This is a genomic window from Mesorhizobium sp. (assembly GCF_005063415.1).
GTDB lineage: Bacteria > Pseudomonadota > Alphaproteobacteria > Rhizobiales > Rhizobiaceae > Mesorhizobium.
Map to the genome: position 1 here is coordinate 20,478 of NZ_SUEG01000038.1, position 20,061 is coordinate 40,538.

The following is a 20,061-nucleotide window of genomic DNA, read 5'->3' on the forward strand; positions in this document are numbered from 1 at the left end:
GATGAGCAATGGCGCGGCGATGTCGACCTGATCGCGCTGATCGGACGTCACGGCCTGCCGCATGCCCGTGCCATTGCCCGCCGCAAGGATCTCAATCAAACGATCGCGGATCTCATCAAAGTGCTCGAAAGGCCGACGCTGGTACGGTCGCAACAGCCCGAGGCGACTGCCAACGCCGCGTCTGAAAATGCCGAAGTGGTTGCGGCCGATGCCAGCAGGCAGGAGGCTTCCGATGCCGCCGCCGAAACTGTACGCCGCCGGCTGCGATCCATGATGCGCGCCGAGAGCGGCACCGCCATCGGTCCGTTCGTCGAGCCGCAAACCTACGTCAAGCTGCGCGAGACCGCACTGACCGGCAATGCGGCATTCTTCCAAACAGCGCTCGCCGATGCGCTCGAAGTCGATTTCTCAACGGCGCGGACGCTTACCGTGAGCCACAACTACACGCCGCTGCTGGCCGCCCTGCGCGCGCTCGACCTCAGCGAAGATAAGGCGTTCCTGATCACGGCCGCAATCTATCCGACCGAGTTTCCGCACCCGCAAGCGATCCGCATCTTCCTCGACCGCTACCGCCTGCTGCACCGCGACGCCGCGTTGGACAGGCTCCGCGGCTGGAAGGCCGACACCGTGTCGAAAATTGTTCGCAAGCCCGGGCGCGTCGCTGCAAATGCCGACCTGCGCAAGCCGAACAGCGCCGATATAACCGCCACCCCAAAGGCGCGTCGCGTCTGAAGGCTTGCCGTTACGACGCCTTGACCGAGATAAGCTCCTCGACGGGAATGGCGCCCGCCTCGATTTCGACCACCCAGATATCCGGATCGAATCTATTCTCGCGCTCCAGCCGCGCGTCGAAGATGGCGGCATCGTCACCTTCGCCAAGCAGGCTGAAAAAACGGTCGTCCGGCCTGGCCGATTCGTAGCTCGTCTGCGGCGCCGGCCCGAACAGCGCTATCTCCCCCAGCCTGCCACGCGCCAATACGAAAACCGCACCGGCTTCCGTCGCGCCGCGCTTGACCACGGCAGCAAAGCCGCCGGCACTGAAAACCCGGCGCAACAGCGCCGACACCCACAGATCGGTGGTTACGCGCATAAAAAATTCCTGGACATGCGGCGGTCCTTACAGCATCGGCCGGAAGACCGTAAACGGTCTTTGCCGAGCCGACCGCCAAGCGGCCGTCACGACCCTCAGTTGGTCAGGCCGATCTCGCGCATCTTGACGTAAACAATCTCGTCGGGCTCGCCGGTCTCGGGCAGACCGAACAGCGCCTGGAATTCCTTGATCGCGGCCCTGGTGCGCGCGCCTACGACGCCATCCAATTGCATGTCGTCATTGCCGAACGCTTTCAGTCCGGCCTGGATCTTGACGATGCGGGGATCAGGCGTTTGCGCTGCCGCATTTGCCGGTGCGGATACCGGAATGGCGGCCGGAGCAGCGGCCGTTTCGACCGGCCGCGGCACCGGACGCGGAACCACGGCCGCGGTCTTTGGCGTGGCGCCCAGTTGATCCAGCAGGACGCCGTCGATCTCGCCGGAGGCATTCAATCCGACCTTCTGCTGATAGGCCTGGATGGCCTTTCGCGTATTCGGTCCGGGAATGCCGTCGACGGTGCCGGAATAGAAATCGAGATCCTTCAATATCCCCTGGACCTGCTCGACGACCGGGTCGCTCTTGATCGGCGCAGCGGCCGGACGCACGATATTGATGGTTGTTTCGGGCTCGTCGCTCTCCGCCCGGGGAAAGCGCTCGATGCTTCTGGTGACGAAAAACGCGCCGGCATGGGGAAAGGGCTGGTACCAAAGAGCGTTCGCCGAGACGTAGAACAGCGTCACCAGGAATGCGGTGGAGCCGCCGACCACAACAGGATTGCGCGAGATCAGGCTGCCCAGAGCCATCGCTCCGTGCTCGAAGGCATTGCCGCGGCGCTTCACCGCCTTAGGCTGTTTTGCGGAGCGACCCATTGCTCTCCCCTTTGCCACCGTCCGCTCTGGCTTTGGCCGCGGACATCGGCACCACGCCAGTCTTCTCCGTCGAGCGGCCCGTCGGGCCGCTCACGGGAAGGCTGATCGTCACCGTGGTGCCCTCGCCCGGCATGCTTTCGATCGACATTGTGCCCTCGTGCAGCGCCACCAACCCCTTCACCAGCGAAAGCCCGAGCCCGGTGCCTTCGAAACGGCGGGTATAGTCGTTCTGGATCTGCATGAACGGCTTGCCAAGATTGGCGAAATCTTCCTCGGCGATGCCGATGCCGGTGTCCCGGACCCAGAAATGCAGCCGCGAGCCGATCCGCTTGGCGCCGATGACGACATTGCCGCCTTCGGGCGTGAACTTGATCGCGTTCGAGACGAGATTGATCAGGATCTGCTGCACGGCGCGACGGTCGGCATTTATTTCGCCTGCGTCCGGCGCGATCTGGGCCTGCAGATCGATGGCCTTTGCCTCGGCTTGCAGGCACATCATCGACTGGCACATCTCGACCGCTTCGCGGAAGCGGAACGGTTCCGGTTCGGTCGCGTAGGCGCCCGATTCGATTCGCGATACGTCGAGTATCGAGGTGACGACGGCAAGCAGGTGCTGGCCCGAATCCCTGACCAAGCCGACATATTCCTTCTGGCGCGGATCCTTGAAGGTGCCGAACATCTCGTGCAGCAGCATGTCGGAAAAGCCGATAATGGCATTGAGCGGGGTGCGCAGCTCGTGGCTGACGACGGCAAGGAAGCGTCCTTTCGCCACCTCGGCGGAGGCAGCCGCCTCATTGGCTGCGGCAAGCTCCTGGCGCAGTCCGGCCACTTCATCGTTTTCGCGCAGAACGAGCGTGAAGACAGTCTCCTGCCCCGGCGCGCGCATCATCTCGAGCGAGAACGGCCGGTAATTGTCGGCCGTCACGCCGCTGTTCTGCGGCAGCCGGACGCGAAGGTCGAGCCGGCGCGACAGGGCGCCATCGCGCATATCGGCCAGCGCACTGAGGTATGGGACGCGATCAGACAGATGGATGCGATCGAAAAGTCCGGTGCCGAAAAGCAGCTCCGGCGGCAGCCTCAGCATCGTGCGTGCCTTAGCCGAGGCGTCCAGAACCTCGCCATGCGCCGCGATTCGCAGCACGACGGCATCGATCAGGTCTTCGAGCCGGTCGCTGCCGGCCGGATCGAGCTGTGCGTTGGCAGCGCCACGAAGCGGAGCGATACGCGGAATGAGCGTCAGCGCCCAGGCCAGTGGTACCAGCCAGTGCCATACGGCGATTTCGGTCTGGCCGAGCGGCAAGACGGAACCGGCGAAAGGCTGCAGCAAGACTGCGACAAGGGCCGACATGGCGCCCCAGATTACGGCACGGCGCGACTGGCCGATCCACCAGGCTTCAAACGTCAGCGCTACCGCAAGCACGGCAACCGGCGATGCCAGACCGCCGGCAGCAGCGATAAGGGCACCGAGCGCAACGCTGCCGACGACCAGGGCGAGTTGGCCGGCCAGGGTCATCTTGCCCGATGCCGCCACCAGCAGGGCGGCGAACCAGCAAAGGCCGGACGCCGCAAAGATCGCAGCCACAGTCACGGCCGCGCCGATGCCCGACGTGACCAGCGTCACCGCTGCACCCGCGCTGAAGAAAGGAGCCGCCAGCATGACGCCAATGAACCGGCTGTGGCGGCGACGATCGCTCTGACCGAGGACGGACGGATGAACCATCCGTTCGCAACCGGCGGCTATCGCGCCTGGCAACTCGGCGTATCTGGCCTTGATCGCACTCAACTCAACGCACCCGGTCGTGAACGGCCCTGCTTTGCAGGCGGCTTTTGTCGATCCGAAACTCGCATCCAGCGTTTAAGGAATGGATAAGGCTGGGCCGATCGTCCCCCGGCAGGCTGCAAATATCGGGATACCGGCGGGGAAAAACCGGGGCAATTGCCGCCATAGTAAACGGAGCGTTAGCCGGACCGCCCGCGGCTGCACCTGCGGCCGATGGCATCAAACTGTCGCCGGTTAAGAAAATGACCAGGAAAACAACAGGTTGGATGGTTATCAATTGCTGAATAAAATCTGAGCCTTTCGAGGCAAATGAACTTCAAAACGCTTCGTTTCGATTCTGCCTAAAATTTGAGGAAAACTGTTGCTTTCGAGACAAGCCGTCCTTTGCGCGTCTGTGCCAATATCGCGGTACACGGGTCGTCCGGTTCGAATGCATGACCCTCATAAAGGACAGACAGATGGGCTTTCTGATAAGAGCTGCTTTCTGGTTTTCGCTGGTTCTTCTGGCGCTGCCGCTGGGTGTCGGCTCCGATGATGCGGGCCGCGAAAGCGTCGGGCCGCTCCAGGCGCTGTTTGCCGCGCGCGAAGCCGTCGGCGACATCGCCGGCATCTGCGAGCGCAAGCCGGACGTTTGCGAGACCGGCAAATCGGCAATGCACACCATCACCGCCCGGGCAAAGGAGACCGCCAAGATCGCGGCCGCCATGCTGGACGACAAGGCCGCTGAACCCGATACGGTGACGACCACCGGCAGCGTGCCCGAGGAAATCGTCTTGCCTGCGAAAGTCGATTTGCCGGTGAAAGTGCACTTGCCGGCAAAGAACTGAGACTGTTTCGGCCGAATTCATCGCCAGACCGCAAGGCTTCCCGCGCCCGGCACCTGCGGCGTTTCTCCTCTTTTTCCGTGACGTGGCAGCGCCGGATGACTATATCCGGGGAATGACGACGACGATCCAGACCATCCGCGACGACTTTTCCCTGCTCGACGAGTGGGAAGACCGCTATCGCTATGTGATTGAACTGGGTGAAGCGCTGCCGCCGTTTCCCGACGAGCAACGCATACCGGCCAACAAGGTGCCCGGCTGCGTCAGCCAGGTCTGGTTGACCACCGAACAGGGCGAAGGCGGCGATCCCGTTATCACCTTCAAGGGCGATTCCGACGCCCATATCGTGCGCGGCCTGGTCGCCATCATGCTGGCGCTGTTTTCGAGACGGCCGGCCAGCGAAATCCAGAGGACTGACGCAGAGGCAACGCTAAAGGCGCTCGGACTTGACGAGCACCTGTCGCCGCAGCGCGCCAATGGTCTTCGCTCGATGGTCAAGCGCATCAAGCGTGACGCCGAGGCAGCGCTGAAGCAGAACGCCTGACCGGACGGCAGTTGCCGGCAGCATGGCGGGTTCGACCTTGACCCCATAATACAAAACGGCGCCCGCAGGCGCCGTTTGAGTGTCAAACCGGAAGAGCCGCTTGTCAGCGTCCCTTGCGCTTGCGGCCGAGACCCATCTTCTTGGCGAGCTGCGAACGGGCGGCCGCATAATTGGGCGCAACCATCGGATAGCTCGGGTCCAGGTTCCACTTTTCGCGATACTGGTCCGGCGTCAGATCATAGTGGGTCATCAAGTGACGCTTGAGCGACTTGAACTTCTTGCCGTCTTCGAGACAGATGATGTAGTCGTCATGCACCGAACGCTTCGGATTTACCGCCGGCTTCTGCCTGTCGGCAGGCGGCTGCTCGGCGGCCCCGCCGACGCGCCCGAGAGCGGCATGGACATCGGCGATGAGGTTCGGCAATTCGCCGACCGGCACGGGATTATTGCTGACATAGGCGGCCACCACGTCGGCGGTGAGCTCGATCAGCGCGTCACTGTTTCTAGAAGGTGTTTCGGTAATATCCATGGCGTTCAGGCCCCAACGAGAATTGTTTCTGTTTGCGCCCGTTCTGATAGGCTGGGCATCGCGCGAACTTGTGCAGGAAAAAGCCTCCGCGATTCGCGTCGCGGTATCTTAATGGGCCTGGCCGCCAAGTAAGTCAATTCGCTTCTTGCGGTCTATTCAGCGATGCAAGTCAAATCTTTCATATTCAGCTTCACTCTTTCGTGCAGAGTGTAACTTTGCCATTTTTTCTGGTCAGACCAGCATCGACTGACGCCGCGGCAAGCAGCAATTACACAGACGGCAGCAGGTAAATAGAGCTCAATGCTTGATCCTGCCGGCAGCATTACAGCCTGGCCGATCGGCGGATTCAGTAAAATCATAGGTTGCGAAGCGTTACTGTTGCTCGTGAGCCTTCGGCCGGAGCGGCGTGCTGCGTCACTGAAACGGGGTGATGTATTTTCCGTAGACCCAGCCGGTGACGAACTGACCGTTCTGTGCCGGATCGTGCCAGACTTGGCACCAGTGATGGCGGATCTTCTGTTTCTGCTGCCAGTACGAATGGTCGGCGAGATCGAGCAGGTTTATCCCACCGGTGCATTTGCCGGTCATCTGCAGCACCGTCCCGTTGGGATAGGCGGCCTGCTTCTGCGAAGTTCCTGAAGGATATTTGCGCACGTTGAGCGTGTCGCCGAACGGCACATTGGCCACTTGCCAAGCCGCAAAGGCAGTTGCATGAGATTGACCGGCATTGGCCAGGGTCATCGCAGCGACGGCGAGGGCCGCGGCAGTCCGAGAAAAAATATTCATTGTCCTCTCCTCCGCCCATCTTCTGAAGGCACCACGAGAATAGATCGTAGCCCTTGAACCCGCGCTGATCGGCGTGTTCATTCGCCATTCAAGTAACTTCCATAGCGAGACGTAATGACCAAAACCCCAGTGTTTCCGACCGCCACCCCACCGCAGCCGGAGAAGCGGCCGATCTTCGACACGCATCACGGCATGACGCGAACGGACGATTATGCCTGGCTGAGGGCCACCAATTGGCAAGAGATGTTCAGGGATCCGTCCCTGCTCGACGGCCAAATCCGCGCCCACCTCGAAGCCGAGAATGCTTACCAGGCGGCGCTGATGGCCGATACGGTCCAACTGCAGAAGCAGCTTTTCGCTGAAATGAAGGGACGCATCAAGGAAGACGATTCTTCCGTGCCGATGACGGACGGGCCCTACGCCTACGGCTCCTCCTTCAAGCTTGGCGGCCAGCAGCCGCGTTATTTCCGCACGGCGCGCGACGGCGGCGACAAGCAGATATTGCTCGACGGCGATGCCGAGGCCGAGGGCAAGCCCTATTTCCGCCTGGGCGGCGTCGACCATTCGGACGACCACAGCAAGCTGCTCTGGGCCTTCGACGACAAGGGTTCCGAATTCTACACGCTGCGCGTCCGCGACCTCGCCGGCGGCTACGATGTGGCGGACAGGGTCCCCGATACCGGCGGCGGCGGTGTGTGGGATGCCGGCAATGACGGTTTTTTCTACACCCGCCTCGACCCCAACCACCGTCCTTCCAAAGTGCTGTTCCATGCGCTTGGCGACAATCCTGAAAACGACCGGCTGATCTACGAAGAAACCGATCCCGGCTTCTTCATGGATGTCGGCGGCACGCGCTCCAACGAGTGGATCATGATCGGCATCAACGACCATGAGACCTCGGAATACCGCATCATGAACGCCAACGATCCGTTCGCAGAGCCGAAGCTGGTTGCGGCGCGCCAGACCGGCCTGCAGTACGAGCTCGAGGAAGGCGGCGACATCTTCTTCATCCTCACCAATGCCGACGGCGCCAAGGACTTCAAGATCATGACGGCGCCGGCCCATGATCCGGTGCGCGCCAACTGGCAGGAACTGGTGCCGCACGAAGCGGGCCGGCTGATCCTTTCGGTGATCGGCTTCAAGGACCACATGGTCCGGCTCGAGCGCAAGGAAGGCCTGCCACGTATCGTCGTACGCGACCGCAAGAGCGGCGAGGAGCACCTGATCTCCTTCGACGAGGAAGCCTTCTCGCTCGGCCTGTCCGGCTCCTACGAATATGACACCGAGATCATGCGCTTTTCCTATTCGTCGATGACGACCCCGGCGCAGGTCTTCGATTACAACATGCGCACCCGCGAGCGGGTGCTGCTCAAGACCCAGGAAGTGCCGTCCGGCCATGACCCGGAGCACTATGTCACGCGCCGGCTGATGGCGCCTGCCGCCGACGGCGAACTGGTGCCGATCTCGCTCCTCCATCACCGCGACACGCCGCTCGACGGGTCGGCGCCTTGCCTGCTTTACGGCTACGGCTCCTACGGCATCACCGTGCCGGCCGCGTTCAACACCAATCTGTTTTCGCTGGTCGACCGCGGCTTTGTCTACGCGATAGCCCATGTTCGCGGCGGCAAGGACAAGGGCTATGGCTGGTACGACGACGGCAAGCGGGCGAACAAGATGAACACGTTCACCGATTTCATCGCGGTCGCCCAGCACCTCGTCGCTGAACGCTACACCGCGCATGACCGCATCGTCGCGCAAGGCGGTTCGGCCGGCGGCATGCTGATGGGCGCGGTCGTCAACATGGCGCCGCAATGCTTCGGCGGCATCGTCGCCGAGGTTCCCTTCGTCGACGTGCTCACCACCATGCTCGACGCCAGCCTGCCGCTGACGCCGCCGGAATGGCCGGAATGGGGCAATCCGATTGCCTCGGCGGAGGATTACCGGACCATTGCCGCCTACTCGCCCTACGACAATGTCGCCGCACTCGATTATCCGCCGATCCTGGCGCTGGCCGGTCTGACCGACCCGCGCGTCACCTACTGGGAGCCGGCCAAATGGGTGGCACGGCTGCGCGACCGCAAGACAGGTGGGAGTCCGGTGCTGTTCAAGATCAACATGGATTCGGGCCATGCCGGCGCCTCCGGCCGGTTTTCCAGGCTGGAGGAAATCGCCTTCACCTACGCCTTCGCGCTCAAGGTGACAGGCAAGGCCAGGCTTGCCGCTGCAGCCCCGCCCGACGCTTGATTTTCCGCTCGCAATTGCAAAGGTCGCGCGCTACCCAGTGCGCGGCCTGTTCACAGCCGCCGCCAACACTCAATCACCCAGGGATCTGCTATGTTGCTCGTCGATGTCTATCTCGACAAATCGCCCATCCAGGGCATCGGCGTCTTTGCCAAGAACCACATTCCCCGCGGCACGCTGGTCTGGAAGCTCGACCCGAAATACGACCGCCGCATCGAGGTGGCGGCCTACGAACGGGAAACCGGGCCGGTGAAAACCTATCTCGACCGCTACGCCTACCCGGACCGGCGCGACCCGAACTACATCGTCTTCGAAGCCGACGACGCGCGCTACATGAACCATGCCGACGACCCGAATTGCGACGTCTCGCAGCCGGAGGAGACCTATGCCTCGCGCGACATTGCGCCCGGCGAGGAAATGACCTGCGACTACAATCACTTCTTCGAAACCGGCTTCGACTTCCTCGGCGACCGCTAGACCGAGTGCAATTCCGGCTGGCGTCCCATCGCAGATCTGCTGAGCAGGTTACGAAGACTTGCCCAGGCCTTGCCGGCGACGATACCGATGCCAATGCCGCCCGTAATCGCCAGCAGATGAAAGAACGGAGCGGGTAGCGTGCTTGCCACGGGCGCCAGCAACGCCTCCGGGACGAAGCGGTGCGACAGATAGATAGGAAAGGCAGAGACAGCAATCAGCGTCACCACACGGCCCACCCCGCCCGGCAAGCGAACACGCGCACGTAAAGAACAGCCAGAAGCGCCGCGAAAATGGTTAGATACTTGACCGTTGTGCCGAGCCAAACTGTCTCCCAGAGAGCGAGATAGCCTAGTACTGCCGCGGCCAACGCCGTCAAAATGAGCTTTCTTGCCGGATTGTCGGCAAAACCGGCACACCAACCGAAGACGGCGAGGTGGAAGACCCAGTAGATCGTAAAGATCTGGCGGTTGCCGATGTCGACGAACGGGGGGATGGAAAAACGCGCAGCGACGGCAAGCCCCAGCAGGCCGAGCGAGAAGGCGAAGGGTCGCACCTGCGCCAACCTGCGCGCGGCCGGCACGGCGAAGATGAGGGAGAAGACGAGAAGGGTCTGCGCATAGGCCTCGATGAACCAGTAAAGATAGGGAATCATCTCGTGGCGCTCCGGCTCGGCATAGCCGAAATTACCTGTAAGCGTCATCGAGGCCCAAGGAACCGCCTGCCAGGCGACTGCATAGGCCGAGACAATGAGGAAATAGGGGATCAGGACGTCGATCGCAGGCCTTAGCGCGTGTCGGAATCGACCGGTTAGGAAATGGGTTGACTGGAAGCGGGCCAGGCTGAAGCCGGCGAGCAGCATCATAACGCCGGAGCCGCCGGGAATAGGCCAGAGCGTCTCGTGATGTACCACCACCAGCAGGATTGCCATCACCCTTAGCACCAACTCGGTCGGCAATCCGCTTGCCTCTTTGCGCTTGAAGGGCCATCTCCCGATGCGGTTGCCAAGTTCGGCGATGCTCAGGTGTTCCCAGCCGTCCGGCAGGTGAACATCAAGGCGTTCGAGTTCCACGATCAACTGCAGGAAGCGGAGGGAATCCCCGCCGAGCGTGACGAAACTGTCGTTGCAGCCAACGGTCAGTGGATAGAACACGCGGCTATAAGCACCAAGCACGCTGCCCGTCTCAGAGCGGACCTCCGTCCGCCTTTTCAGCCTCTCCTGCTCAAGGCATGCATAGTCAATCTTGCCCGAAGCAAGCCTGGGAAAGTTCTCGCCCGCAGCAACGCAAACCAGGTTCGCCGGGAGACGACTGGCCTCGGCGAGGATGCGCCGCGCCCTTCCGGTCGTGTCTACGTCGGTCACATAGGCCTGCAGCCCGTCATCGTCACCGAGTACCGCGGCAGCGATGCCCGCCCGCCCCAGCGCCTGCTCCATGATGTCGAAGCCGATCCTGAGGCCTGCAACCTTGGCGAAGCGGCTCTTGCGCCCGACGATGCGGAAGAAACCCTGTTCGTCCCGCATGGCAATATCGCCAGTATTCAGTGCCTGGAGTTCGGCGCCGCGTGCGAGGTCACAGCGCCGATCGCCATACCCCATCATCACGTTTGGGCCGCGATAGACAAGTTCCCCAGGAGTGCCCGATTGGCTAATCGGCTTTCCTTCGGCATCGACAAGGCCAAGGCTGCCTCCGGGGATGGCTATGCCGATCCGCTCCTCGCTGTCGGAAAGGCTTTCCGGCGGGACGAAAGCAATGCGCGCCGTCGCCTCGGTCTGGCCATACATGACGAAGAAGCGGCCGCTCTTGGCGTGCATGTGGTCTCGGTAGAGGCGGACAAGGTCGGATCTGAGTTGTCCGCCCGCCACTGTCATCATGCGTAGCGCCTTGAGCTCGGCGGCGCGGAAGCGCGCCCTCTCCAGGAGTTCGTAGGAGTACGGTACGCCGGAAAAATTTGTGCAGCCGGCGTCGCCGATCACCCCGAGGAAATCGCCGTTCATGACCGACACGCCAGGAAAGAGCACGCTGCCGCCGGCAATCAGATGGGAATTGAGGACCGACAGCCCATAGGAATAATGGAGTGGCAGGACCAAAGCGGCCCGGTCGGCGGACGATAGTTCGAGATAGGCTGCGATCGAGCGCGCATTGGCTTCGAGATTGCCGTAGGAAAGCCGTACCGCCTTGGCAGCGCCCGAGCTACCGGATGTCATAAGCAGCAGCGCGAGATCGGGGTGCAACGGCTGCGCGTCCCTCCTGGGACGAGTCTCTTTGATGAGACGCCAGCGGCCATCGGCTGGCCGGAAAGTGAAATCCGGCTGGAAGGCCGCTAGAAAATCATTCCACAGCCTCTCGTCGCAAGGCGGCATCATGGCCACCGCGTGGCCCGCCCGCAGGGCCCCGAGATAAGCGACAACCACATGCTCCGAGGCTTCCGCCGAGATGGCAACGAGCAGCTTTTCTCCTTGTCCCAGCTGCGTGGCGAAGCGCAGCGTACGGCTGTTGAGTTCCGCATAAGAGAGCGCTCGCCCGTCGGCAAACAGAAGGGCCGTGCGACTCTCGCCACGGGCGATTTCGGGCACAAGGTCGATAGAGGGCATGAGAAGCTTCGGACCACCAGAAAACCAGCCGAAGCGCCTATGATACTTGAGTATTAAAGTCAACTAATACGCAGACGTTTGCAATGCGCCTCGTGACTCCCAGGGTTCCCGGATCAGCTCGACGGCTTCTTGCGAGCCGGATAGCCGTTGGGATGCGGCGGCACGGCTTTCAGATAGGCGGCGATCGCCGAGCGGTCCTCCGGGGTCAGCACGGCCGTGTTCCGTTGCACGTCGACCATCGCGCCGCCGACCGTGTCGAAGTCCGGCGTGAAGCCGGTTTCGAGATAGTTGGCGATGTCGGCTTCGGACCAGTCCGCGATGCCGCCCTCGCCCGATGTGATGTTGGGCACGATGCCGCTGCCTTCGGCGGCGGCCGCACCTGCCAGCCACTGGCTCTTCTTGGTGCCGCCGGCAAGGTCCCGCGGCGTGTGGCATTCGCCGCAATGGCCGGGGCCTTCGACCAGATAGCGGCCTGTCAACACCGGATCCGATGTGCCGTCGGAAAAGGAAACGACCGGCTGGTCGCTCAGATAGAGCAGCTTCCACAGACCAAGACCGCGTCGGACGTTGAACGGAAATCCCAGCGAATTGGCGGGCGCCTTGCCGGCGACCGCGGGCAACGTTTTGAGGAATGCATAGAGATCGGCAATGTCGGCCGGCTTCATGCGCGCGTAGGAAGCATAGGGAAATGCGGGATAGAGATGCTCGCCCGACGGTGACACGCCCTTCAGCATGGCGTTGGCAAAGTCCTCGACCGACCAGGCGCCGATACCGTCCGTTGCGTCCTGCGAGATGTTCGGCGGCACGAAGGTGCCGAATGGCGTCTTGAGTTCAAGGCCGCCGACCAGCTGAAGGCGGGCGTCGCCTTGCGAGCCGGGCTTGGCATGACATGATGTGCAGCCGCCGGCGTAGAAGATGCGCTTGCCCCTGGCGGCGTCGCCAGGACCAAGCTCAGCCAGCGTTGCGGCATCAAGCCTGACCGGAGCCGACAGGAACCAGCCGGCAATCGCGGCGACGCCGCCCAGAACGAGGGCGGCGCCGACGAGCTTCTTCAGCAAGGGCATCGGCCGGGATCAGCCTTTTTTCACCCTGTAGCCCTTGTGGCAGGTGCCGCAGTCGCCGCCGATGGTGTTGAACTGTGCCTTCAACGCCTCGGCATCCGCAGGTGCTGCGGCAACCGCTGCCTTGACGTCGGCGAGGTACTTGCCTTCAGCCGTCTTGAAACCGGCCATGTCTTGCCAGATTTTTGGGGACGCCGTGGTGTCGCCGGTGTCGCTCCCCGCCGGGAAAAGCGTGTCGACGCCGGCATGGAATTTCTCGGCGTTGGCCTGCAGTGCCTGCAACGCCGTCAGCACCGAAGCTGCGTCGTAGGGCGTCTCGCCCTTGACCACTTTCGACAAGCCGGCGGCGATCTTGCCACGTTCCTTCATCAGGGCCTGCCGGTCAGCGACCGCGTCGGCAAATGCCGCCGAGCCGGCGAAGGCGAGCATCGAGATGGCGAGGATAAGCTTTCTCATTCACTTGGCTCCATGTTGAAGGCAATTCAGGATGCGGTCCCACCCCAATGACAAACGGCAAGGACGGCATAAAAATTCCGACGCTTCGCCTCACGCTTGCGTGAATTTTTTGCAACTGTCGTTCTGATGGTGAAAAAGAAAAGCCCCGGTTCTGCCGGGGCTTTCTGGAACGGATCAGGCCTTTTCGTAGAGTTCGAGCACATAGTCCCAGTTGATGAGACTGTCGACGAAGGCTTCGAGATATTTCGGCCGGGCGTTGCGATAATCAATGTAGTAGGAATGTTCCCAGACATCGACGCCGAGGATCGGCGTCGCGCCATGGACGAGCGGGTTCTCGCCATTCGGCGTCTTCGAGATCGCCAGCTTGCCGTCCTTGACCGAGACCCAGGCCCAGCCCGAACCGAACTGGGTGGTGCCGGCGGCGATGAAGTCGGCCTTGAACTTGTCGTAGCCGCCAAGATCGCTGTCGATCGCCTTTTGCAAGGCGCCCGGCAGCTTGTTGCCGCCGCCGCCCTTCTTCATCCATTTCCAGAAATGGATGTGATTGTAGTGCTGGGCGGCATTGTTGAAGAGCCCCGCATTCTTGCCAAAGGACTGTTTGACCGCCTCTTCGACCGACAAATCGCCCATGCCCGCTTCGGCGGCCAGCTTGTTGCCGTTGTCGACATAGGCCTTGTGGTGCTTGTCGTGGTGATATTCCAGCGTTTCCTTGGACATGTAAGGCTGCAAGGCCTCGTAGTCATAGGGCAAAGCGGGCAATTCAAAAGCCATCGGTCGTACTCCCTCGTGGAAAAATCCGGTGTCGATACCGGACTAACATAGGACTGGATTGGTCTGGAACAACTCCGGAAACGAAGCGCCGGCCGCTTTTTAGCGGGTCAGCCGGGCGAAGTCGAATGCGCCCATTCCCAATAGAGTTCGCGCGCCTTCTTGGCCACCGGTCCGGGCTGCAGATTGCGATCCTCGATGCGGGTGACCGGCACGACTTTCGAGTGGTTTCCGGTCGAGAAGATTTCGTCCGCCTCAAGGAAATCGCGGATCGACAGCGTCTTTTCCGTCGTCGTGAACCCATATTCGCCAAGCAGGGCCATGGTGCGCGCGCGGGTGATGCCGGACAGGAAGGTGCCGTTCGGCGCCGGCGTCAGGACATGGCCGTCCTTGACCAGGAAAATATTCGAGGTCCCGGTCTCGGCGACATTGCCCAGCATATCGAGGACGAGCGCATTGTCGAAGCCGCGCATCTTGGCTTCGAGGATGGCCCGGCCGTTGTTGGGATAAAGGCAGCCGGCCTTGGCGTTGGTCGGCATGGTTTCGATGGTCGGGCGCCGGAACGGCGACACCGTCACCGAAAAACCCGCCGGCGAGATCATCGGTGATTCGTAGAGGCAAAGGCAGAAACGCGTCGAGGCCGGGTCGGCCGGCACGCCCATATAGCCGCCATGCTCGGCCCAATACATTGGCCTGATGTAGACCGCCGTCTTGCCGTCGAACTTCTTCAGCCCATCCCAGGTCAGGCCGACGATCTTGTCGGTGCTCATCGTCGGCTTCAGGCCGAGCGCGATCGCCGAGGCGTTCACCCTTGCTGCATGGCGATCGAGATCGGGGGCGACGCCCTCGAACCAGCGGGCGCCGTCGAACACGCTGGTGCCGAGCCACATGGCGTGGCTGCGCGGCCCGAGGATGGCAACGTTGCCCTCGTACCAGTCGCCGTCGACGAAGGTCCATGTCGCGGATTGCGCCGCAGTCGCCAGTGTCATTGCCAGCTTCCGTTCGATGCTTGTTGCGGCGCATTGGAAGATGCTTTGGCGGCCGCCGTCAACCGGCCTGGCTGAGATTTGTTGAGGCCAGCGGGCTGGCGGACTGCAATCAGCGCTTGCGCCTTGCCTTGCGCAGCCTCAAAACTGTTGCATGCATCATGCGGCTTACGTTTTCGACGCCTATGGCACCCTGTTCGATGTGCATGCGGCCGTGCGCCGTCACGCCGACCAGATCGGGCCGGACGGCCAGTTGCTGTCCGAGATATGGCGCGCCAAGCAGCTGGAATATTCCTGGGTCAGGACGCTGATGGGGGCCTATGCCGATTTCTGGCAGCTCACCGAGCAGGCTCTCGATTTCGCCCTCCGCAAGGTTCCGTCCGCGGATGCCGGGCTGAAGGCGAAGCTGCTCGAGGCCTATTGGCGGCTGGACTGCTATCCGGAGGTGCCGGCCGTGCTCAAGGCGCTCAAGGCATCGGGAGCAAGGCTGGCGATCCTGTCCAACGGTTCGCCTGAAATGCTGGAGGCGGCCGTCAAGTCCGCCGCGCTCGACCAGGTCCTGGACGACGTCTTTTCCGTCGACAGCGTCAGGCGCTTCAAGACCGATCCGTCGGTCTACGATATGGTCACCACGGGCTGGCGCCTCTATCCAGGCGCTGTCTCTTTCCAGTCCTCCAACCGCTGGGACGTCGCCGGCGCCACCAAATTCGGCTTCCGGACGGTGTGGATCAACCGCACGAACCAGCCAGAGGAATACCGGGATTTTCCACCGGCCCTGATCCTGCCGTCACTCGAAGGTCTGATCTCCGGGGTTTGATGCCGGACATGTTGCCTCGGCGCAACAGTGACGATCCAGTCACAGCTTTGCCTTTGTTTGTCCACCCTGCGGCCAGAATTGGAACCGCCTATCGCGCCGGGCATTGCTCGAGCACCCTGCGCGCAACCGGGCGCGCAACCGGACGCATTTATGCTTTGTTGCGATTTGAGACTTAAAAAAGGCAATCATGTTCACACCCCCATCGTCCTCTCTGCGCCTGAGCCGTCGCGGTTTCCTCAACGCCGCAGCCCTTGGCGCCGCCTCGGTCGCGGTCTCCAGTTGCACTACGCTGTCGCAACAGCCGGTCGAGCCACCGCCGCCGACCTATGTCGAGCCGGCGCTCGGCGACTATCTGACGATGTATGGGCCGATGTCGGATGGCGGCTTCGAGCTGCCGGCCATACCGGTCGACAAGATCGACCAGCAGTTCCTGCGCCAGATCGTTGACGATCCGACCGGCCAGCAGCCGGGCACCATCGTCGTCGACACCACCAATCACTTCCTCTATCTGGTGCGCCCGGGCGGCCAGGCGATCCGCTATGGCGTTGGGCTCGGCCGCGCCGGCTTCGAATGGTCGGGCGATGCCGTAGTCCAATGGAAGCAGAAATGGCCGAAATGGACGCCGCCGGACGAAATGATAGCGCGGCAGCCGGAGTTGAGACCCTACAGCGCCGATAATGGCGGCATGCCGGGGGGGCTCAAGAACCCGCTAGGCGCGCGGGCGCTCTATCTCTTCCAGGGCAACCAGGACACGCTCTACCGCTTGCACGGTTCGCCGGAATGGCGGTCGATCGGCAAATCGGTGTCGTCTGGCTGTGTTCGCCTGATGAACCAGGACATTATCGATCTCTACGACCGTGTGCCGAACAAGACCCCGGTCGTGGTGACGGCCGATATCGGCCAGCCGATGGTGGCGACAGCAAACCGCAAAGCCATTCCGATCGACGCCGGCGTGCCGGAAGGATCGATCCTGCTCGGCCCGATAAAATCGATCACAAATTCGATCTTCTGAGCTGGTCGAAAGCGCTGGAGCGGGCTTCACCGCCCCCTGGCCAAACTCCCCAGAATACCCCGCACGATCGCCCGTCCGACCGACGAGCCGACCGAGCGCACCACGGATTTGATCGCCGCCTCCGCCACCGTCTGGCGGTTGGAGGGGCGTGGCGCGCGGCGGCCGCCGGTCGGCTGGGGATCGTCATTGCCGAAGCCGGGAATGGTCCAGCGCGAACGGCCGCTCTCCTGCAGCTCGGCTTGCGCCTCCTGGGCGTCCTTGGCCTTTTTCTGCAGCATCTCGAAAGCCGATTCGCGGTCTATGGTCTGGTCGTACTGTCCTGCAACCGGGCTCTCAGTGATCAGCTTGCGGCGCTCGTCTGGCGTAATCGGGCCAAGCCGCGACGATGGCGGGCGGATCAGCGTCCGCTGCACCATGGACGGCACACCTTTGACTTCCAGCGTCGAGACCAGCGCCTCGCCGGTGCCAAGCTGCGTGATCACGGTTGCGCAGTCGAAATCGGGATTGGGTCTGAACGTCTCGGCCGCCGTCTTGACGGCCTTCTGTTCGCGCGGCGTATAGGCACGAAGTGCGTGCTGCACGCGGTTGCCGAGCTGGGCCAGCACCGTTTCAGGGATATCCAGCGGATTTTGCGTGACGAAATAAACGCCGACGCCCTTCGAGCGGATCAGTCGCACCACCTGTTCGACCCGGTCGACCAGCACTTTCGGCGCATCGTCGAACAGAAGATGCGCCTCGTCGAAGAAGAAGACCAGCTTCGGCTTGTCCGGGTCGCCGACTTCCGGCAGTTCCTCGAACAGTTCCGACATCAGCCACAGAAGGAACGTCGCATAGAGCCGTGGATTCATCATCAGCTTGTCGGCGGCGAGCACGCTGATGGCGCCGCGTCCATCGCGCGTGGTGCGCATGATGTCGGCGATCCGCAATGCCGGCTCGCCGAAGAAATTGGCAGCGCCCTGCTGCTCCAGGACCAGCAGCGTGCGCTGGATGGCGCCGACCGAAGGTTTCGTCACATTGCCGTAGCGGGCGCCGATCTCTTCGGCGCGGTCGGCGATGTTGGCAAGCAGTGACTGCAGGTCCTTCAAGTCGAGCAGCAAAAGACCTTCCTCGTCGGCGATGCGGAAGGCGATGTTCATAATGCCTTCCTGTGCCTCGGAAAGGTTCATCAGCCGCGACAGAAGCAGCGGCCCCATCTCCGAGATGGTGGCGCGGATCGGGTGGCCCTGCTCGCCGAACAGATCCCAGAAGATGACCGGGAACTCCTGGAATTCATAGGGATCGAGCTTGACCTGCTCGGCCCGCTTGACCAGGAAATCCTGCGCCGTGCCCATCATGGCGATACCCGACAGGTCGCCCTTGATGTCGGCGCAGAATACCGGCACGCCGGCATTGGAGAAACCCTCGGCCAATATTTGCAGGGTCACCGTCTTGCCGGTGCCGGTCGCGCCGGTGACCAGGCCGTGACGATTGCCATATTGCAGCAAAAGCTGTTCGGGCCGCTGATAGCTGTCGTCCGGCTTGCGGCTGGCTCCCATGAAGATACTGGTATCGTGAGCCATGTGTCCGGTCTCCGCAAACCTATAGGGTTGAATGCCCTGATCCCTTGAAGAAAAGGGAGCCCCGCCGCAGGTATAGTGAGGCCATTGCACAGCGACAATGGGCGTCGTCGAAAATGGCTTTTGGAGCTTGCGGAACCTGCCCATGTTTGGCAATCGGTTGACGGTCACCATCACGGAAGGCGTGTTGCACGGCATGTGTGCTGCATTGTGATATCGGGCCGGGGACCGTAGACTGACATAGTCGGCCGCTGCGGCCGCTAGAACGAGGAGAACCGATGGGCGCCGGTGCCTTGACCCAGGATGCCGACCTTCCGAACGCCGACCGGCAACGATGGCTGGCGCTGGCAGAGAAGGCGCTGGCCGGCGGGTCCTTCGAGGAAAAGCTCGTCTCGCATACGGACGACGCCATCCGCATCGAGCCGCTCTACGAGCGTTCGGTAACCGCCGAGCCTGTCGTGCGCGCCAACCCGGAATCACCGTGGATCGTCAGCCAGCGTATCGACGATCCGGACATAGGCCGCGCCAGTGCGCAGGCGCTGGAAGACGTCGCGCAGGGTGCTACCGGACTGTCGCTTGTCTTCGAAGGTGCGCCGAACGCCTTCGGCTACGGCTTGCCGAGGACGGCGGAGGCGCTGGAGGGCGTACTCGACGGCGTGCCGCTCAACCGCATCCAGATCCGCATCGACGCCCATCCCTGGAGCCGCGCCGTGGCCGACTGGCTGGTGGCGTTTTTGACCAAGCGCCGCTCCGACCCGGCAAAGCTCAATCTCTCCTTCGGCATCGATCCGGCGGCGATCTTTGCCGGGACCGGCAGGCTGCGCATGTCGATCGAGGCTTTACAGGCTTCGATGCCGCAATCGCTGGCGCATTTTTTTTCGATGGGTGTGCCTGGTGTCCTGCTGGAAGCCGACGGGCGGGTATTCCACAACGCCGGCGCCACCGAGGCGCAGGAGCTTGGCACCATGCTCGCGTCGGCCGTCTCCTATCTGAGGCTGTTCGAGAAGGCGCGCCAGCCGCTCGTCTATGCGGCGCCGCATATCGGCTTTGCGCTGAGCGTCGACCAGGACCAATTCGTTTCGACGGCCAAGGTCAGGGCGTTGCGCAGGCTGTGGGCGCGTGTCCAGGAGGCCTGCTCGATACCGCCCTCCACCGCCAGCATCCATGCCGAAACCTCCTTCCGGATGATGACGGCGGCCGACCCGGAAACCAACATCCTACGCACCACCATCGCCGCTTTTGCTGCTGCCGCCGGCGGCGCGGATTCGATCGCCATCCTGCCGCACACCATCGCGCACGGCCTGCCCGCGGGTTTTGCCCGCCGCGTTGCCCGCAACGCGCAACTCATCATGGCCAATGAAAGCCACATCGACCACGTCGCCGACCCGGCTTGCGGTTCGGGCGCCGTCGAAGCGCTGACTGCGGAGCTCTGCGCGGCGGCCTGGCAGGAGTTCCAGCAGATCGAGGCGGAAGGCGGCGTGCTGTCCAGCCTCGAACAAGGCCACATCCAGAGACGCGTCCAGGCAGCTTCCGCGCGCCGCAACGCAGCCTACCAGGCGGGCGAACGGGCGATGATCGGCACGACGCTGCACCCACCGAAAACCGAGCGACCGGTCGAGACGCGGGCGGCGGAGCGGCGGCCTGCCTTCACCGAAGGCGTTGCGGTGTGCGAGCC

20 protein-coding genes are annotated in these 20,061 nt (G+C 62.6%); 8 read left to right on the forward strand and 12 right to left on the reverse strand.

Annotated elements, in window-relative coordinates; translation table 11 throughout:
- Window positions 1-732: hypothetical protein (locus E5W70_RS12885; RefSeq protein WP_292658436.1), on the forward strand; the 732-nt coding region annotated here is incomplete at its 5' end.
- Window positions 733-742: 10 nt separating this feature from the next.
- Here the strand turns inward: E5W70_RS12885 and E5W70_RS12890 are convergent.
- From E5W70_RS12890 to E5W70_RS12900, 3 genes are all read right to left on the reverse strand, one after another.
- Window positions 743-1,090, reverse strand: coding sequence for a DUF1491 family protein (locus E5W70_RS12890; RefSeq protein ID WP_292658438.1), 348 nt, complete (start codon window positions 1,088-1,090; stop codon window positions 743-745).
- A gap of 95 nt (window positions 1,091-1,185) precedes the next feature.
- The gene (locus tag E5W70_RS12895) at window positions 1,186-1,959 is read right to left on the reverse strand and encodes a peptidoglycan-binding protein (protein WP_292658440.1); all 774 of its coding nucleotides are present in this window, start codon (window positions 1,957-1,959) and stop codon (window positions 1,186-1,188) included.
- Window positions 1,934-3,679 (reverse strand): ATP-binding protein, encoded by a 1,746-nt coding sequence (locus tag E5W70_RS12900; protein WP_292658485.1) that lies wholly within the window; start codon window positions 3,677-3,679, stop codon window positions 1,934-1,936. Before E5W70_RS12900 ends, E5W70_RS12895 begins: the two co-directional genes overlap by 26 nt.
- 518 nt (window positions 3,680-4,197) lie before the next feature.
- On the opposite strand from E5W70_RS12900, the gene E5W70_RS12905 reads away from it, so the two are divergent.
- Both E5W70_RS12905 and E5W70_RS12910 read left to right on the forward strand, forming a co-directional pair.
- Window positions 4,198-4,566, forward strand: coding sequence for a DUF5330 domain-containing protein (locus E5W70_RS12905; RefSeq protein ID WP_292658441.1), 369 nt, complete (start codon window positions 4,198-4,200; stop codon window positions 4,564-4,566).
- Window positions 4,567-4,678: 112 nt separating this feature from the next.
- Complete coding sequence (locus tag E5W70_RS12910; RefSeq protein WP_292658444.1) at window positions 4,679-5,107, forward strand: SufE family protein; 429 nt, start codon at window positions 4,679-4,681, stop codon at window positions 5,105-5,107.
- 103 nt (window positions 5,108-5,210) lie between these two features.
- On the opposite strand, the gene E5W70_RS12915 is transcribed toward E5W70_RS12910, so the two are convergent.
- Together E5W70_RS12915 and E5W70_RS12920 are read right to left on the reverse strand one after the other, a co-directional pair.
- On the reverse strand, window positions 5,211-5,636 hold the full coding sequence (locus E5W70_RS12915) for a MucR family transcriptional regulator (protein ID WP_292658447.1): 426 nt from the start codon (window positions 5,634-5,636) through the stop codon (window positions 5,211-5,213).
- Window positions 5,637-6,050: 414 nt separating this feature from the next.
- Window positions 6,051-6,422 (reverse strand): SH3 domain-containing protein, encoded by a 372-nt coding sequence (locus E5W70_RS12920; RefSeq protein ID WP_292658488.1) that lies wholly within the window; start codon window positions 6,420-6,422, stop codon window positions 6,051-6,053.
- A 114-nt stretch (window positions 6,423-6,536) separates the two neighbouring features.
- On the opposite strand from E5W70_RS12920, the gene E5W70_RS12925 reads away from it, so the two are divergent.
- Window positions 6,537-8,666: a S9 family peptidase gene (locus E5W70_RS12925; RefSeq protein ID WP_292658450.1), complete on the forward strand. Its 2,130-nt coding sequence runs from the start codon at window positions 6,537-6,539 to the stop codon at window positions 8,664-8,666.
- A 90-nt stretch (window positions 8,667-8,756) separates the two neighbouring features.
- A complete protein-coding gene (locus E5W70_RS12930) occupies window positions 8,757-9,140 on the forward strand; it encodes an SET domain-containing protein-lysine N-methyltransferase (protein WP_292658453.1) in 384 nt (127 codons plus the stop codon).
- Here the strand turns inward: E5W70_RS12930 and E5W70_RS12935 are convergent.
- The 6 genes from E5W70_RS12935 to E5W70_RS12960 form a co-directional block, all read right to left on the reverse strand.
- Entirely contained in the window at window positions 9,137-9,367 is a 231-nt protein-coding gene (locus E5W70_RS12935) for a hypothetical protein (protein WP_292658455.1), read from the reverse strand. The genes E5W70_RS12930 and E5W70_RS12935 overlap by 4 nt on opposite strands.
- A complete protein-coding gene (locus E5W70_RS12940) occupies window positions 9,361-11,730 on the reverse strand; it encodes an AMP-binding protein (protein WP_292658458.1) in 2,370 nt (789 codons plus the stop codon). Before E5W70_RS12940 ends, E5W70_RS12935 begins: the two co-directional genes overlap by 7 nt.
- Window positions 11,731-11,843: 113 nt before the next feature.
- The gene (locus E5W70_RS12945; RefSeq protein WP_292658460.1) at window positions 11,844-12,794 is read right to left on the reverse strand and encodes a cytochrome c; all 951 of its coding nucleotides are present in this window, start codon (window positions 12,792-12,794) and stop codon (window positions 11,844-11,846) included.
- A gap of 9 nt (window positions 12,795-12,803) precedes the next feature.
- Window positions 12,804-13,247, reverse strand: a complete 444-nt coding sequence (locus E5W70_RS12950; RefSeq protein ID WP_292658463.1) for a cytochrome c — start codon at window positions 13,245-13,247, stop codon at window positions 12,804-12,806.
- Between the two features lie 174 nt (window positions 13,248-13,421).
- Window positions 13,422-14,018: a superoxide dismutase gene (locus E5W70_RS12955; protein WP_292658465.1), complete on the reverse strand. Its 597-nt coding sequence runs from the start codon at window positions 14,016-14,018 to the stop codon at window positions 13,422-13,424.
- A gap of 107 nt (window positions 14,019-14,125) precedes the next feature.
- Window positions 14,126-15,004 carry a branched-chain amino acid aminotransferase gene (locus tag E5W70_RS12960; protein WP_292658468.1) on the reverse strand — a complete coding sequence of 293 codons (879 nt, stop codon included), beginning with the start codon at window positions 15,002-15,004 and terminating at the stop codon, window positions 14,126-14,128.
- 151 nt (window positions 15,005-15,155) lie between these two features.
- Between E5W70_RS12960 and E5W70_RS12965 the strand changes: the two genes are divergently transcribed.
- Together E5W70_RS12965 and E5W70_RS12970 are read left to right on the forward strand one after the other, a co-directional pair.
- The gene (locus E5W70_RS12965; protein WP_292658470.1) at window positions 15,156-15,818 is read left to right on the forward strand and encodes a haloacid dehalogenase type II; all 663 of its coding nucleotides are present in this window, start codon (window positions 15,156-15,158) and stop codon (window positions 15,816-15,818) included.
- A 187-nt stretch (window positions 15,819-16,005) separates the two neighbouring features.
- A complete protein-coding gene (locus tag E5W70_RS12970) occupies window positions 16,006-16,830 on the forward strand; it encodes a L,D-transpeptidase (protein ID WP_292658473.1) in 825 nt (274 codons plus the stop codon).
- 26 nt (window positions 16,831-16,856) lie between these two features.
- Here E5W70_RS12970 and E5W70_RS12975 read toward each other — a convergent pair whose 3' ends face one another.
- Window positions 16,857-18,389: a helicase HerA-like C-terminal domain-containing protein gene (locus E5W70_RS12975; protein WP_292658475.1), complete on the reverse strand. Its 1,533-nt coding sequence runs from the start codon at window positions 18,387-18,389 to the stop codon at window positions 16,857-16,859.
- Between the two features lie 275 nt (window positions 18,390-18,664).
- Between E5W70_RS12975 and E5W70_RS12980 the strand changes: the two genes are divergently transcribed.
- Window positions 18,665-20,061: methylmalonyl-CoA mutase subunit beta (locus E5W70_RS12980; protein WP_292658477.1), on the forward strand; the 1,397-nt coding region annotated here is incomplete at its 3' end.